Genomic DNA, 16700 nt, shown 5'->3' on the forward strand with positions numbered 1-16700 from the left:
CGTAGGAGCGCACGATGTGCGCGAACCAGGTACACGGCCGCGCCAGCGGCCTTTCCCTAACGGGTCGCCGCAGGCGTGGCCCCGAGGGGGCTACCCGCCGGCTCTTGCTCCAGTGCCCAAGGCTCGAAGGCTAAACGCATGCCGAAGGCGAGCGTGCCACCGTTAAACCACCGGCACCCACCCCTCACCGCGCCAACTTGGCCTCTCGCCGTACCAGGGTGGGACCGGCGGGCCCGGAGCACACCACGCGGTTGCGGCCTGCCAGCTTCGCCGCGTACATCGCGGCATCCGCACGCTCGATCAGTGACTGCAACGTATCGGCCGGCGTGCGCAGCGCCACGCCGATGGACACGGTGAGCGGCTCGCAGTCCTCACCCAGGTGGACGTCCAGACGGGTGATACGGCGACACAGCCGTGTCGACACCTGCATGGCGTTGTCGCGGTCCACGCCCTGCAGCAAGGCGACGAACTCTTCTCCGCCGAAACGCCCCAGCAGGTCCGAGGGGCGCAGCTCGTCGCGCAGCGCGGCCGACACGGCGACCAGCGCGCGATCGCCGGCCGCATGGCCGTAGCGATCGTTGAGTTCCTTGAAGTGATCCAGATCGAGGAAGAGCAGGGCTATGGGACGCGCCATGCCCTGGTCGAGCCGTTCCAGCGCGGCGTCCGTCCACGCGCGACGGTTGTGCACGCCAGTCAGCGGGTCGCTGTCTGCCAGCTGGCGCGCGCGGTCGCGGTCGTGCCGGATGGTCAGGGCACGATCGGACAGACCGATCGACAGGACGATGGCCTCGAACGCACCGAAAGCGATCGCCGCATCCGGCAGCCAGGGCGCACCCGCCAGCATGCCTTGCTCCTGCGCGCCGCACAGCGCGGTCAGCACGAGCAACGGTGTCCAGCCGACGAGGAAGAACCACGCATGCCGCGAGCCGCGGGCGGCGGCCATGGCGCCGGCGACCAGCAACAGCGAGGCGCCGATCAGCAGCAGCGGCTGCAGCAGCAGCGCCGCTGTCTGCACCAGGACGGCGACGCCGGTGGCCCGCAGCACTACCAGCAGCGGCATGCCCACGGACAGCGCCAGCACCGGCATCTTCAGCAGCGGGGCATAGTCGTCGATCTTCGCGAAGCGCAGCAGGAACAAGGCCGAGAACGACACCGACAACGCCGTGGCCGCGGCCGCCAGGGTGTCGCCCATGCCCGCCAAAGACTCGAACTCCAGCGGGTGGAAGATGTAGCCCGTCTTCACGCTCTGGATCAGCACATAGCAGACCAGGTAGGCGGCGTACCAGCCGAACGTCATGTCGCGCAGGATGACCGCGAAACACGTGGCCATCAGTGCCATGGTCAGGATGACCGCAAAGCATGCGGTGGCGAAGGCCACCCAGCCGCTGTCCTCACGCAGGTAGTCGGGCCACGAACGGGTCGACACGGTGACCGCGCCGGGCGGCATGCCGGTCGGCTCGAACTTGAGCAGGATGGGCCGGGAGGCCGGTATCGAAGCCGGTAGGCTGAACATCAGGCGTCCGTGGCCGTGCACGACGGGACTGAAATCCTCCAGCGAGGTGGTGGCCACCCGGCCGTGCTCGTCGTACAGCGAGACGGCGCCCAGGCCCGGCGTGTTGATGCTGACCACCCGATCGCCGGCGGTCCATGGCGGCAACTGCCGCAGGATCACCCAGGTTCCGTCGGCGGCATTGGGAAACACCTGCATGCGCGCCGGATCGAACGACGCCAGGGGGCGGGTGTACGCTTCTTCGAGCACGTTGGCGGGCACGTCACCGGGGTGGGCGTCGCGCCAGTTGCCGGTGAGCGTGGCGGCCGGCGCGGCCATGGTGAGGAACAGCAGGCAGGTGCTCGCCGCCCGGAGCAGGCGATGGAGCCAACGTTGCTGTACGTCCCTCGAACCCATGCCCGTCCTGCGTCCAGCGATCGCCACCGGCGACCGTATTGTGCCGTCAATCCAGGGAGCTTGTCCTGAGTGCCGTTCCGGTCAGGTGAATGTCTGCTTCGTGGCCGGTGCGGCCAGGCCGCCGAAGCGCTCCAGCAACTGCGTCTGCGCGTCCCGTACCGGCTGGCCGGTGGCGGGCTGCAGCAGGGTATAGCCGCCGTCGGCCTGCTGTATCCACGCCGAGTGGTTGTCGGTCAGGTAGAGCTCGAGTTCCCGGCGAACGCGCTGGCGCAGTTTCTTGCCCTCGATGGGGAAGCAGGTTTCCACGCGGCGGTCGAGGTTGCGCTCCATCAGGTCGGCGCTGGCAAGGAACAGGTCGGGCTCGCCGTCGTTGTGGAACCAGTAGACCCGGCTGTGCTCGAGGAACCTGCCGACCACCGAGCGCACGCGGATGTTCTGCGAGACACCCGGGATGCCTGGCCTCAGGCAGCACATGCCGCGCACGATCAGTTCCACCTTCACTCCCGCCTGGCTGGCCCGGTACAGGGCGCGGATCAGTTTCGGGTCGGTGACGGCATTGAGCTTGAAGACCAGTTCCGCCTTCTTGCCCGCGGCGGCGTGCAGGGCTTCGCGCGCGATGAGGTCGAGCAGCCCCTTTTTCAGCGTGAACGGCGCATAGAGCATGCGCTTCATCTTCAGCGCCTTGCCCATGCCCGTGAGCAGGCGGAACAGGCGGTGGACGTCGTCGCACAGCGCCACGTCCGAGGTAAGCAGGCTGTAGTCGGTGTACAGCCGCGCGTTGCCGGAATGGTAGTTGCCGGTGCCCAGGTGGGCGTAACTGACCAGCTTGCCGTTCTCGCGGCGCTGCACCAGCATCAGCTTGGCGTGTGTCTTCACGCCGACCACGCCATAGGTGACCACGGCGCCGGCCTGTTGCAGGCGCGAGGCCAGGCTGAGGTTGGATTCCTCGTCGAAGCGCGCGCGCAGCTCGACCACGGCCGTCACTTCCTTGCCCGAGCGCGCGGCTTCCACCAGCGCATCGACGATCTCGGAATTGGCGCCGCTGCGGTACAGCGTCTGCTTGATGGTGAGGACCTGCGGATCCTTGGCGGCCTGGCGCAGGAAGTCCACCACGGGGGAGAACGACTCGAACGGGTGGTAGAGCAGCACGTCCTGCTTGCCGATCACCGAGAACATGTCCTCGGCATCGGCCAGCACCTTGGGCAGGGCGGGCACGAAGGTGGGAAATTGCAGCCGCGCGTACTGCGGTTGCAGGGTCATCTCGAACAGGCGGGCGAGGTTGACCGGGCCGTTGACCTCGTAGAGCGAGTCGGCTTCCAGCGCGAACTGCTTCAGCAGGTAATCCACCAGTGGCTTGGGGCAGTTGTCCGCCACTTCCAGGCGAACCGCGTCGCCGTAACGGCGCGAGAAGAGTTCGCCGCGCAGGGTGCGCGCCAGGTCTTCGACGTCTTCGGGATCGATGGTCAGGTCGGCGTTGCGGGTAAGCCGGAACTGATAGGAGCCCAGCACGCGCATGCCCGGGAACAGGTCGTCCGCATGCGCGTGGATGATCGACGACAGCAGCACGTAGTTGTCGCCGTCCTCGCAGATATCGGCCGGCATGCGGATGAGCCGCGGCAGGATGCGCGGTGCCGGGACGATGGCCAGGCCCGAGTCGCGGCCGAAGGCGTCGGTGCCCTCCAGCTGGACGATGAAGTTGAGGCTTTTGTTGACCAGCCGCGGGAACGGATGCGTGGGGTCGAGTCCGATGGGCGTGACCAGCGGCGCCACCTCGTGGCGGAAATACCGGCGTATCCACAGTTTCTGCTTGTGCGACCACTGGTTGCGCCGCACGATGCGGATGCCCTCCAGCGCCAGCGCCGGGAGGATATGGTCGTTGAGTATCCGATACTGGCGGTCGATCTGCCGGTGCGCCACCTCGGCGATCTCGGCCAGCACGCGCCGCGGCGGAATACCGTCGGCCCCGATCACTTCGTGGTCGAAGGCGATCTGCTGCTTGAGTCCCGCCACGCGGATCTCGAAGAACTCGTCCATGTTGGACGAGAAGATCAGCAGGAACTTGAGCCGCTCGATCAGCGGCTTGGACTCGTCCAGTGCCTGATCGAGCACCCGGATGTTGAACTGCAGCTGGGACAGCTCGCGATGGATGTAGAGACTGCTGTCGCCGAGGTCGATCTCCGGTATCTCGGGAACGGGCGCGGGCCTGGCGGCGGTAGGCTTCGGCGCGGCCGGCGTCTCGGTGGGTGGCGTCATCGTGTCCAGGGCGTCGTCCTCGTCGCGAATTACGACGACCCCATGGTACGCCGCCCGGCGAAGCATATGACCGCGCCCTTACATCCCGGTGACACCGCCATCGGGCCTTCGTACAGGCTGGCGGCGGTATCAGACCACCTGCGGCTCGGGTTCGAGGGTGACGCCGAACATGGCCTCCACGCCGGCGATCACTTTCTGCGCGAATGCCCACAGCTGGGGACCGGTGGCCTTGCCGTGGTTGACCAGCACCAGGGCGTGTCGGTTCGACATGCCGGCATCGCCGTCGCGCGCGCCCTTGAATCCTGCGGCTTCGATCAGCCATCCGGCGGACAACTTGGCCGTGCCGCCGGCATGCGGCCAGGCGGGGAGGCCAGGATGCGCGAGCGCCATGGCATCGGCCTGCACGGCGCCGACGATCGGGTTCTTGAAGAAACTGCCGGCGTTGCCGATCACCGCGGGGTCCGGCAGCTTGCTCGAGCGCAGGCGGACCACGGCCTCGGCCACGTGATAGGGCGTCGGGCGCTGTACGTCCATCTTGTCCATTTCCTCGGCGATGCCGGCGTAGTCCAGCGACAACGGCCGCTCGCGCGGCAGGCGGAAGGTCACCGCCACGACGATCCAGCGGCCGGCCTGCTGCTTGAAGGTCGAGTGGCGATAGGAGAACGCGCAGGCAGCCTTGTCCAGCACCACGAACTCACCCTGTTGCGTGTCCCAGGCCTCTACAGTATCGATGAACTCCGCCACTTCCACGCCATAGGCACCGATGTTCTGGATAGGGGAGGCGCCCACCGTGCCGGGAATCAGGATCAGGTTTTCCAGACCGGCCAGGCCCTGGCCCAGCGACCAGCGGACGAAGTCGTCCCAGCGCTCGCCGGCGGCCACGCGGACCAGCACGTGGTCGTCGCGCTGGAAGGTCTCGACACCGCGGTTGGCAATCGCCAGTACCGTGGCGTCGATGTCGCCACGGATCAGCAGGTTGCTGCCTTCGCCGAGCACCAGTACCTTGCCGCCCGCGATGGCGGGGTAGGCCAGCACCTCGGGCAGCCGTGTCACGTCGTGCACCTCGGCCAGCAACCGCGCGCGCGCATCCACGCGCAGCGTGTTGCGCCGGCCCATGGCGGCATCGCTGGTGAGCTGGAATCCGCCCATGTCGACCGGTTCGTTGTTCATGCAGGCAGGCCCCGGCGACGGATTTCGGTCACGGCCTCGGCCACCAGTTTCGGTCCGCGGAACACCAGCCCGGAATACACCTGGACCAGCGCCGCGCCGGCGGCAAGTTTTTCCGCCGCCGTGTCACCGTCGACGATGCCGCCGACGCCGATGATCGGCAGGCGATCGCCCACCCGTGCCTTCATGGCGCGCAATACCCCGGTGGCTTTGTCGAACAAGGGGCGGCCGGAAAGGCCACCGGCTTCCTGCGCATGCGGCGCGCCCGCCACGGTGTCGCGATCCACGGTGGTATTGGTGCAGATCACGCCGTCGATACCCGAGGCCAGCAGCACGTCGGCGATGGCGTCCAGTTCGACGCCCGACAGGTCCGGCGCGATCTTCAGGAGCATCGGCTTACGTGCACCATGCCGGGACGCCAGGCGTTCCTGCGCCTCGCGCAGCGTGCCGATGAAGCGGCGCAGGGTGTCCTCTTCCTGCAGGTCGCGCAGGCCCTGGGTGTTCGGCGAGGAGATGTTCACCGTGACGTAGCTGGCCAGGGGATAGGCCCGCTCCAGGCAGAGCAGGTAATCGTCGATGGCGCGCTCGTTGGGGGTGTCCTTGTTCTTGCCGATGTTGATGCCGAGCACCCCACGGAACGCGGCTTTCTCCACGTTCCGCACCAGGGCGTCGATGCCGCCGTTGTTGAAGCCCAGCCGGTTGATCACGGCCTCGTGGCCCGGCAGGCGGAACATGCGGGGGGTATCGTTGCCCGGCTGCGGGCGCGGCGTGACCGTGCCGATCTCGAGGAAACCGAAGCCCAGCGCGGCCAGCCCATCGAGGTGGGCACCGTTCTTGTCCAGTCCGGCGGCCAGGCCCACGGGATTGGGAAAGTCGATACCGAACGCCCTGACCGGCAGATCGGCCGGCGGCGTGGCGATCCACCGGGACAGGCCGCTGCGTTGCGCCACATCGCAGGCGTAAAGGGTAAGGTCGTGCGCGGTTTCCGCATCAAGGGCGAACAGCAAGGGGCGAATCAGGTCGTACATCAGGTGTCCGGATGACCCGCGAAGATGCGGGTGTCGTAATCGAAGGCGATGGTACCGCCCGACTGCGTGGCGTCGAACAGTGCGCGTAGCGCGACCAGCAGCGGTTCGTGGTTCGGGTGGCCGGCCATCGGCATGTAGGAGGACGACATCGTGCGTCCCAGCAACTGCGTGTAGTCGAGATTCTGCGTGTGGGGGAACGACGCCATGCCACGATAGCCATGTGCGAACCAGCGGGCCATGGCTTCATCGTCGGCGTAGCGCTCGGCCACGCTGGCATAGTCGATGCCGTACTCGTGCAACAGACGCTCGTAGCCCTCGAGGAATGGCGTGCCGACCAGCCGGCGTGTGTTCCAGAAGATGGCGACGAGCCCACGCGGCGTGAGTAGCCGCGCGAATTCACGGCGCACCGCCACCGGATCGAACCAGTGGAAGGCCTGACCGGCGATCACCAGGTCCACCGAGGCATCCGGCAAGCCGGTGGCTTCCGCCGTACCGTCATGGGCACGGAAGCCTTCCGCGCCGGCCAGCCACTGGCGTGCCGCGTCGCGCATCGGCGCATTGGGTTCGACGCCGATCACGCGGTGGCCGGCATCGAGGAACAGCTTGGCCGACATGCCGGTGCCCGCGCCGATATCGGCGACCGTCCAGTCGGTATCCACGCCCAACCCATGGAGCCAGCCGACCAGCGCTTTCGGGTAGTCCGGCCGGTAACGGACATAGTCCGCCACGCGGTCGGAAAAACGGTCCGTGGAGCGAAGGTCGGTCATGGCGTCATCCGCGGGTCAGAACTCGAACTTGATGCCCTGTGCCAGTGGCAGCGAGTCGGAGTAGTTGATGGTGTTGGTCTGGCGGCGCATGTACACCTTCCAGGCATCCGAACCGGACTCGCGGCCACCGCCGGTTTCCTTCTCGCCACCGAAGGCGCCGCCGATTTCCGCGCCCGAAGTGCCGATATTGACATTGGCGATGCCGCAGTCCGAACCGGCGGCCGACAGATAATGCTCGGCGGCCTTCAGGTCCTGCGTGAAGATGGCCGACGAGAGGCCTTGCGGCACGGCGTTCTGCTGGGCAATGGCATCGTCCAGCGTATCGAACGGCATCACGTAGAGGATCGGCGCGAAGGTCTCGGTCTGCACCACCTCATCGGCGTTGCTCAGGCCGGTGACGATGGTCGGCAGAACGAAGTTGCCCTTGCGATCGGTCAGGGCCTTGCCGCCCGTGCGCACGGTGCCACCGGCCGCCTCGGCCCGGGCCACCGCGTCGACGAAGGCCTGCACGGCTTCGGGGCTGTTCAGCGGACCCATCAGCGTGGTGGCCAGCGTGGGGTCGCCGATCTTCTGCTCCACCTGGCCGTAGGCCTTGACCAGGGTGTCCACCACCTGATCGTGGATGGATCGGTGCACGAGCACGCGGCGCGTGCTCGTGCACCGCTGGCCCGCCGTGCCCACGGCGCCGAATACGATCGCCGGGATGGCCAGTTTCAGGTCGGCCGTCTTGTCGAGAATGATGGCATTGTTGCCGCCCAGCTCCAGCAGGCTGCGGCCCATGCGCTTCGCAACGCGCTCACCGACGGACCGGCCCACCTTGGTGGAACCGGTGAAGCTGATCAGCGGGATGCGCTTGTCGTCCACGAACGCCTGCGCGAGGTCGGTGCCGGCATCGTTGAACAGGAAGAAGATGTCCGGGAAGCCGGCGTCGCGCAGCGCCTCGTTGCAGATCTTCATCGTGGCGATGGCCGAGAGTGGGGTCTTGGGCGAGGGCTTCCAGATGCAGATGTCGCCGCAGATGGCGGCAAGGAAGGCGTTCCACGCCCACACGGCCACCGGGAAGTTGAACGCGCTGACGATGCCGACCAGGCCGACCGGATGCCACTGCTCGTACATGCGGTGCCCCGGGCGCTCCGAGTGCATGGTGTAGCCGTACAACATGCGGCTCTGGCCGACGGCGAAATCGGCGATGTCGATCATTTCCTGCACCTCGCCATCGCCCTCGGGCTTGATCTTGCCCATTTCCAGGGCGACCAGCGACCCCAGGGCGTCCTTGTGCCGACGCAGCGCCTCGCCGCACAGGCGCACCGCCTCGCCGCGGCGGGGTGCCGGGGTGGTGCGCCAGACCGTGAAGGCCTCCTGAGCCCGCTGCACGATGGTCTCGTAGTCGGCCGCGCCGGTGGCGTGCACGGTGGCGATCGCCTCGCCGGTGGCGGGGTTGACCGGTGTCAGCGTGCCGGCGTCGGTGGCGGACGCCCACTCCCCGCGGCCGAGGTAGGTGCCCGATTCGGTGGCGTTGAGGCCGAGTGCGGCGAGGATCTTCGAGGACATGACGACTCCTTGGACGACGCGCCAACGGAATGCCGACGCGACCTAAAGCCGCGATTCTAGCAAACGTGACCTTCACACTCCGTTGTGCGGCGCGGGACGCACGTGGTCGTCCTGTTATGACGGCCATGGGCGGAAAGCACCTGACGAAGACACGGCGACGCGCACGCTGCATATCACGATCCCAGCCGGGCGGAGGGCACCATGGTGCGTATCTACGAGGTTCCGTTTCACCCCCATGCCGGAAGAGCGTGGGAAGTGCGTGTGGCCGGCAGGGTGATCGAGCGTTGCGATTCGCGATACGACGCACTGCGGTGCGCGGTAAGCAGGGCCTCCAGCGACGGCGGCGATGCGCGCATCGATGTCGAAGGCGCCGATGGGGTATGGCGCCCCTTCGGTACGGATATAAAGCGGCCGGTGGCTATCCCTATGCCCGCCCGGCGTGCTTCCGTTTCTGTCCCGCACTAGCGGACGTGAGGTGAGGCGGTGCTCCGCAGTTGGCTGTTGCCCCGTTATATTTGGAACACTTTGACCTTGTCCAGGTTCATGGCTTCCATGACCACGGGGTCGGCGGCGGAGTAGCAGAAGCCCTCGATGACGTGCGCGTTCTTCTGGGCGTAGGCGGCCAGGGTCGCCTTCGACTTGCGACTGATCTTGACGACCTCGATGCCGCGCGTGGTGAATTGTCGATGCCATGCAGCGATTCGCCTGTCCTCCGATAAGAATGTGGCGTCCGCGATGCCTCTGCGGCCGTTAGGCGTGTAGTTATGGCCCAAGGGGTTCCCATGGGCCCCAGTCTTAATGATGATGCGCTTGTTATCGCCACTGGTCTGTATGATCTGATCGATCAGTTCATTGACATCGCCTGCTCTTATTCTTGTGTCGGATGCATAGATGTATCCGCCTGCGCGGTTACGGCGGATGTGCCACTGAGGCTTTATGTGCTCGCCCGTGGCACTGACGCGATGGGGAGCGACCTTCCTGAGCGCCGCATGGTCCCTATACAACTTCACTACCCGACCTCCTGGATGCTCCCATCGCTCCTTGGCGCTGGCGGGACCTGCTGCACCGGGGTAGTACTTGTTTCCGAGGAAAGCCGGTGGCGAACGCATCGCGCCCCTATCCAGCGACCGACCGACAAAACGGCGCGAGGCTTGCCCCCCGGAGCGGCCCGCTGCCGGCAGCACCGATAGCCCCCCCGTGACAGCCGCCCCCACCCCTGTGCCCAAGGCTATCCAGCCCAGGATGCCGGCCGTGCGATCCTCGCCCGCTTCCGCGGCGATGTTGGAGGCCAGGTCGACGGCGGTGGTGGTCACCTCAAGTACCGTGGCGGTCGCCATGACCATCATGCCCGGCGTGACCACTGCGCCCGCAAGGCTGCCGGCCGCGGCGGCGCCCACCACTCCCGCGAATGCCCCTCCGGTGGCCACGGTGGCGATCACGGCGCCCACGATACCGACCGCCACGCCGAGCCAGTCCAGCCAGGATTCGCCGGTCGGATCGACGCGGTTGATCGGGTCGCCACCACAGTAGGCATAGCGGTTCAGCCCGCCCGCCTCGAAAGGGCTGGCGTGGTCCGGGCTGAGAAACCGCCGCAAACGAGGCGAGTACAGACGATCGCCCAGCAGATAGCAGCCGGTGCCGTCTTCATGGTTCTCACCAGCAAAGCCGCCGCGAGCACCGTCCCCGGACGTGTTGCGTTCACCGTAGGCGCCGTACGTGCGCCAGTGGAGCCTATCTCCGGCCTCCATCACGACGGAGCCCTGCGGATCGGTGCCCAGCAGCCAGGTGGAGCGCACGGCGTGGCTGAGGACGGTTTCCGCGATCGCCACATCGCCAGCGCGTATGAAACGTCGCTCGTCGTCGTCGCTGAACTCGCCGTAGAGACGACCATCGTCGTAATATCGGTACGCTGTACCTCGGGCGCTATCCACAGACGTCGCACGGCCATCGGGGCCGTAACGGTAGCCGCGGCGTTCGCCGTCCTTCGGTGAGGCGAACGCGAGGCGTCCCGCCCCGTTCCATTCGAAGCTGCCGCCGACCCCGTCATCCACGAGACGACCGGCATCGTCGTAGCGCATCACCGCGCGGCGCTGCCGACTGACGCCGTTATCAGTAAGCGTCGTGACGACGGCGGTGACGCGGTCGCGATCGACGGGGTCGTGCTCGTAGCGGGTCGCTTCGCCGCTTCCGTCGACGAACGTGGTGTCGACCGCCAGCAGGTTGTCCAGGCAGTCGTAGGTGAAGCTCTGGTGTGTGAAGGGTCGCCCCGTGTCGTCGACGGGGAGATCGCCGGTGGCCGACGAGGTCGCGTGGCAGGACAGACGTCCGCGCACGTCGTAATCCATCGATTCGCTCCGATAGATATCGTCTGTCCCGTCGTGCCACTGCTTGCCGATCAGCTTGCCGTCGTCGCGCCAGGCGAGCGCAAGCGAACGCCGGGTTGTCGTGCCTTGCCGTTCGTGGGTCCATGTCGTGCGCGCGATTCGGTCGCGATCGTCATAGGTCACGGTCTCGGTCAATGCACTGTCGGCGTCACGGCTGGTGCGGCTGTGAGGGCGGGATATCGCGTCATACGCAAAACTCACTTCGACGACGAGCGCATCCGCGGCGTCGTAATCGGTGGTGCGGGTGACACGGCCGACATCATCGTAAACGAACACGCGACGCATGCCGTCGACACCGGTTTTGGCCTGTTCCAGGCCGCCGGGTGAAATTTCCACGCATGTACTGCGGCTGAGGGTGCCGCTCGTGACGATGTCCTGCTCGGTCATGCGGCCCAGATAATCGGTACGGAACATCATGGCGCCCGCGTCGGAACTAAGGCTGGCGGGCATGCCCGTGACGGGCGCGTAGGTGGCCTGCATGAGCACCTGCGGACGTGCGCCGCGCAGGGTTTCGGTAAGCAACGCTTCGCCCAGCCACGCGTCGTAGGTGCGATCGATGACGGCGCCGTCCGGCCGTTCCTCGCTGGCCGGGCTGATCTGCCTTGCGACATAGCCGAGTTTCCAGTTCAGGCTTCCCGCCGTTTCCTGGGTCAAACGGGTCAGGCCGTCGTAGCGACGCGTGCCCAGAACGATCGGGGCGGTTTCGCCGGGCGCGGTTACGGCGAGGCAGGCGATCAGTTCGCCGGTCTGGCCGGTGGCATAGGTCCTCGTGACCACGCTGCCATCGGGAAGCAGCGTCTCCGTCAGGCGGCCGAAGTGATCCCACCGCTGCCGCGTCACACGGCCCATGGTGTCGCAGGCTTCGATGCAGCGACCCAACCCGTCGTAGAGCCAGGTTTCGGTAGTGCACGCTACCGGGTTGCTGTCGGTATCCCAGCAACCGGTCTGCACGCGCCGTTGGCGACCGGCGGCGTCCTCATCAACCGACTGCCAACCGCCGATACGCACGCCGCCGGCTTCCTGCCAGGTGATGCGGTGGGTCATGACCTCGCCCGCCTCATCGTTCAGCGAAGTCAGGGCGCGCGTGTGGCTGCCATCGGGGGCCACCGTATCGGTGCACTGACCCCAATCGTCGTAAGTGTAGCGCGTCGTCAGCGCGAGCCGTCGGCCATCGGCCAGTCGGTCGAAAGCGATGTCTTCGACCACGTCGCCGAAGGCGTCGTACACCGTCTCGCCGACGATCTGCATTCCACCGTCGGGGAGCGGCTCTTCCTGTGCGATCAGTCGCCCCTGTTCGTCCAGCCATTGCCGGTGCGCCAGCCCCGTGCTACCGATGCGGGTGACCGACCGCGACGCGCGGGTGAGCCGGTATGTCCAACGGTTGGTGGAACGCTGGCCGACACCGTCGCGGAAATCGACTTCCTCCGTGAGGCGGCCCAGGTTGTCGTAGGCGCGACGTATCTTGTTGCGGGCCATGTCAGTCGTTTCGAGAGCGAAGCCGCCTACCAGCGCGAGCACGTCCTCGGTGACGCACACGATGCCGTCGGGTGTGGTGTCGGTGGTTTGCAGTGTCACCGTACCCGGGGCGTCGGTGCGATAGGACAGCTCACGCGTGTGCTTCTTGTCGTCCACGGTATGCGTTTCCCGCGTCAGCGCGCCGTGATGCGCGCCCTGGTCGACGATGAAGGCCTGCTGGCTTTGCGTCAGTGGCTGCCCGGTGTCGCCCAGCGTGGTCCATTCGGCGATCGCCTGCACGTAGACAGCATCCGCGTCGGCCTTGGAGTGCTTGCGCTTGCGTTTGGGCAGGGCGGCACGTTTGGGCAGGGCGGCATAGGTGTAGTGCGTGGTGAGGGTCGGGCCGCCCCCCGGTCCGGGTATCACCGTGGCGCTTTTGAGTCGGCGGACCAGTTTGAACGGATCGCCGGGACATCGACCGGCCTCACCTTCGAGCGGAAAGTACCTGAACCGCTCTTCGATGCCCGACGCCGTATCCAGTCGGCCAGTCAGGTTGCCATCGGCGTCATAGTCGCTGAGAACCACGGTGACCTGCTTCACGGCATCGTCGCGGGTGTCGTAAACAGCGGTGGTGACTGCATGGGGAAGCTGGAAGTCCGCCGGCTGGTCGTCGAAGGGCCGACCCCGGACGTTGCCGTACGTGATCGTCACCGCCTGTTTGACGGTGCCTCGATGCGTGGTTTCCGCCGTCATGAGATGAAAATGATCATAGTCACGGCTGATGCTGCACAGGTCCTTATCGTCCTCGTTGCGCTGGGTTTCCGTCGATCCGTAACGGAAATCGTCGCTACCGACATGACGCAGCAGCTGGTCCACCCTGCTTTGCCAGTCGGGTACGATGGGATAGCCGTAGAAGTTGGCATAACCGTGGTTGTCGTACGTATAGGACGATGCCTGCACGAAGCGCGTTCGTGGGGCCCGACGGGTATCTGCGCGGGCGATCGGTGACGCGGCGAGCATGCGCGTTCGCACCACTACCGCCGGCATATAAGCCCGCGGCGCGCCTCGGGGCAGGATAAACGCATGCTCGTCGTATTTCACTTTCTCTTGGATACCGTCCGGCGAGTCGATCGAGGCGAGCAGGCAGAGGGGCGGCAACTCGAGCGTGTTGATGTATCCGAAGGCCCACAGGGGTTCTTCGTCCGTCAACTTGGGGCCCTCGTTGAGTTGTGCGATCGCAGGTATGCGCACCCGTTGCAATTGGGCGCCTTGTCGTTCGAAGACCACTTCGAGCGGCTCCGTCAGGCCAGTGGCCAAGTGCAGCCTTATCTGCCTCAGGTCCGGATAGTCGATGCCGAGCAGCACGGTACCCTCGTCATCGGTGATGCCTGCCAGCACGACGGTGCCGTGGGGCCCGAGCGTCCAGGCCAGATGCAGCGCGTCACCACTGGGGCTGGCGATCCTGACCGTCCGCATGATCGACGGATCGTGCTGCATCTTTTCGAGGTACTCGACCACCCCTGTCGCGTGCTCGAGCGTGGCGCTCGCCTTGTCCGGCCCCGGCGTGAGGCGAAAGCTTTCCAGCTTGCGATCGGGAAACTGCGCGGCGTCGCCGGGGAACAGCCAGCTGATGCGATGGGTGTCGCCACTGTCCAGGGTGAGCATGTTGGAGCCGAGGTCCAGCTCGGTCATCCCGAGCAGCCAGCCCTCGCCGAAGCCATGGTCGACATTGCTTAGCGGACTGTAGCGCAGGCGGAAGCCGAAGCCCGGGCCGCGAAGGCGGTTTCCCTTGCCGACCGGTAAGTCGATGCTTGCCGAATACATGCCGGTGCGCGGATCGACCGCCCCGCTGATGTTGCTGTAGAAGCCGAATGCACTGGAGTAGAAGTCGTCCTTGACGACTGCGGTACCGGCGCCCTTGCTTTTATCGTCCATGCGATGGACCCCCTCAGGTGACTTGTAGCTCGTCGCGTGTGCCGGGTACGAATTCGATCGAGCACGTCTGGTCCGAGCCATAGGCGTCGATCATGGTCACGATCATCGGGCCAAGGGGTGGATCGACATGGTCGCGGCGCGGTATGTCGATCCGGCCACACAGCATGATGACGCCCTTGCCCGGCTCGGCCGCTGCGAGCGTCGGCCTGGGCTGACCTCCGGTCGGTACAGCCTCGTTCCAATGGATGTGCGTGTCACCGGGCTCGGCATAGCCCGTGTAACACGGGTTCTGCGTCGATGGCAGGTTGTCGATCCAGTGGATCATGCCCGCCGGTGTGCACTGCATGTGTTTCAGGGCGATCACGCGGCCGTCCTGTATCGACAGCGTGACCGTATCGTTGAAAATGGCGGCCTTGTCGGTATGGCGACGCTGTTCCAGCTGAAACTGCCCGCGCCCGTATTCCAACGGTGTATCGGGGCGGACGTTCTTATCCCTTCCTGTGTCGAAAAGCTGGTTCGGTGCCGTTGTCCCATCCGGCGCGAATACATAGCCATCGGTGCGGTATCGCCAGCCATTGTCTCCCGTTACCACAAAGGCGAGGCTCAGGGGACCACCGACGGCACCCGCATCGGCGGTAACGAAAAGCTCCACGTAATCTCCGCCGGCCATCGGAGTCGTCTCGTCTGGCGACGCCTTGTCCTGTGTAAGCGTGGCGGGATGGAAGAGGTAACCACGCGGCTCGCGTTGGGCCGACCAGCCCTTGTAGGACTCTCCCGTGGCGTCATTGGCGAAGGGAATCTCCGCGTCGGGCGCCATGTAATCGATGAGGCGGATGCTGGCTCGCTCGGTCGCCGTCAGCTTCACGCGCTGAGCATTCTTCTCGGCTTCGATGTAGGCAATCACCTTGGACTGCTGCCTGCCGTTGGCATAGAGCATCGGATGCTGGATATCGAACGCTACCCTGGCGATAATCCATTCTGGTCCCAGCATCGGTTTTGTGGGCTTATTCCGGCTCATGTTTTGTCTTCCTTGGCATGGCGCGGGGCGCGGCCTGTTTTGGTGAGGATCAGCTCGTTGACCTTGCCGCCGAACGCGATCGATAGCTCGTGGTCGTTGCCGTGCACATCCATGATGTGCAGGGTGGTCTGTTTGATGGCGCTGAGGGGTTTGTTGTCCTTGTCCAGAAAGCGTGCAGCGATGTTGCCCATGAGCAGGCCCACTACCACGCGATCGACCGAGCGACCGACCAGGTTGCCGACGCACTTGTTGTACATCTCGCGCGGTTCGTAGAGGAGGGCGGCGCCAGGGTTCTCCAGCACTGCGCCCTCGGTACTCCCCTCAGGATGTGTCGTCCAGGTTGCCACCTCGACGTTGGCCAGGGGAGGCGGCGGGAAATTCTCGGGCTGGGCCGCACCCGGTTGCCCGTAGTAGCTGATGGCCCATTTGACCGTGTCGTTGGCTGCGCCGGACGCGTATATCGCAAATCCGGATGCCTGCGCCGACGCCCCTCTCACCGACCTGATGCGCAGCAGGGTGTTCTTGTAGAACACGTGCAGATAGTGCTCGCGTGCCCAGTAGAAATGTTCGTCGTTGCCCACGCGTGTCGGAGTCAGGTATCGCTCATTCGTGACGTCACCGTAGCTGCTGACGGGAAGCGAAGGAAACGCGGTGGGGTGCACGATGACGGAGGAATTGAAGCGACCATCCTCGCCCTGGCCGTCAGGGTCGTGGGCGCCTGCACTGTTCGTCGAGATATACTGCGGGGAGCCGGCACCCGAAGGCAGGCGAATGCGCGCCGCGAGCTGTCGATCCCTGGTGGACGTCGTGGCCACGTAAAGCGTCAGTGTGGTCTGGCCCGGCTCATTGGGGAACGGGTGCGGCTCGGCCGCGACAGCGATGGCCCCGTCGGGCGCTGCGGCCACTGCGACTATCGCTTCATCCCAGACGTAGCCGGCGCTGGTGGATGAAAAGCTCCAGGCCAGGTCCTTCGGCTGGTCTTCCAGGCGCGGCAGGGGCTCACCGGTGACATAGTCGATCAGTTCGATCGTCGCGATGTCCGCATCCGACAAGGCGACCGAATTGCCGCTGGCGTCGAGTGCGGACAGGACAATCCGCACCTCGCATTGCTGCCGTCCGTTGTTGAAGACGTGCAACGCGGGCTCGTTATCCGGGAATGCGTTCTTGTAGACTCTGAACAATGCGAGCTGGACCCACGGCTGGGCCTGTGTCTGTGAGGTGCCTGTTGACATAGCG

The 16700-nt window shown here is 65.8% G+C and carries 9 protein-coding genes; all 9 read right to left on the minus strand.

What is annotated here, in order from left to right; genetic code table 11:
- Positions 1 to 184: 184 nt before the first annotated feature.
- The 9 genes from QRN34_RS12910 to QRN34_RS12950 all read right to left on the minus strand — a co-directional run bounded on the left by QRN34_RS12910 (position 185) and on the right by QRN34_RS12950 (position 16696).
- Positions 185 to 1906, minus strand: coding sequence for a diguanylate cyclase (locus QRN34_RS12910; protein WP_285405009.1), 1722 nt, complete (start codon positions 1904 to 1906; stop codon positions 185 to 187).
- A gap of 81 nt (positions 1907 to 1987) precedes the next feature.
- Positions 1988 to 4159: a polyphosphate kinase 1 gene (gene ppk1 / locus QRN34_RS12915; RefSeq protein ID WP_285405010.1), complete on the minus strand. Its 2172-nt coding sequence runs from the start codon at positions 4157 to 4159 to the stop codon at positions 1988 to 1990.
- A gap of 129 nt (positions 4160 to 4288) precedes the next feature.
- Positions 4289 to 5329 carry a UDP-N-acetylmuramate dehydrogenase gene (gene murB / locus QRN34_RS12920; protein ID WP_285405011.1) on the minus strand — a complete coding sequence of 347 codons (1041 nt, stop codon included), beginning with the start codon at positions 5327 to 5329 and terminating at the stop codon, positions 4289 to 4291.
- Entirely contained in the window at positions 5326 to 6354 is a 1029-nt protein-coding gene (locus tag QRN34_RS12925) for a quinone-dependent dihydroorotate dehydrogenase (RefSeq protein WP_285405012.1), read from the minus strand. Before QRN34_RS12925 ends, murB begins: the two co-directional genes overlap by 4 nt.
- Positions 6354 to 7121, minus strand: coding sequence for a class I SAM-dependent methyltransferase (locus QRN34_RS12930; RefSeq protein WP_285405013.1), 768 nt, complete (start codon positions 7119 to 7121; stop codon positions 6354 to 6356). Before QRN34_RS12930 ends, QRN34_RS12925 begins: the two co-directional genes overlap by 1 nt.
- 15 nt (positions 7122 to 7136) lie before the next feature.
- Positions 7137 to 8672, minus strand: a complete 1536-nt coding sequence (locus QRN34_RS12935; protein ID WP_285405014.1) for an aldehyde dehydrogenase family protein — start codon at positions 8670 to 8672, stop codon at positions 7137 to 7139.
- A 509-nt stretch (positions 8673 to 9181) separates the two neighbouring features.
- A complete protein-coding gene (locus QRN34_RS12940) occupies positions 9182 to 14446 on the minus strand; it encodes an RHS repeat-associated core domain-containing protein (protein ID WP_285405015.1) in 5265 nt (1754 codons plus the stop codon).
- Between the two features lie 13 nt (positions 14447 to 14459).
- Positions 14460 to 15464 (minus strand): hypothetical protein, encoded by a 1005-nt coding sequence (locus QRN34_RS12945; protein WP_285405016.1) that lies wholly within the window; start codon positions 15462 to 15464, stop codon positions 14460 to 14462.
- Positions 15461 to 16696, minus strand: coding sequence for a hypothetical protein (locus QRN34_RS12950; protein WP_285405017.1), 1236 nt, complete (start codon positions 16694 to 16696; stop codon positions 15461 to 15463). Before QRN34_RS12950 ends, QRN34_RS12945 begins: the two co-directional genes overlap by 4 nt.
- Positions 16697 to 16700 lie beyond the last annotated feature (4 nt).

The sequence above is a fragment of the Luteibacter sp. ME-Dv--P-043b genome, from assembly GCF_030209605.1.
Taxonomy (GTDB): domain Bacteria; phylum Pseudomonadota; class Gammaproteobacteria; order Xanthomonadales; family Rhodanobacteraceae; genus Luteibacter.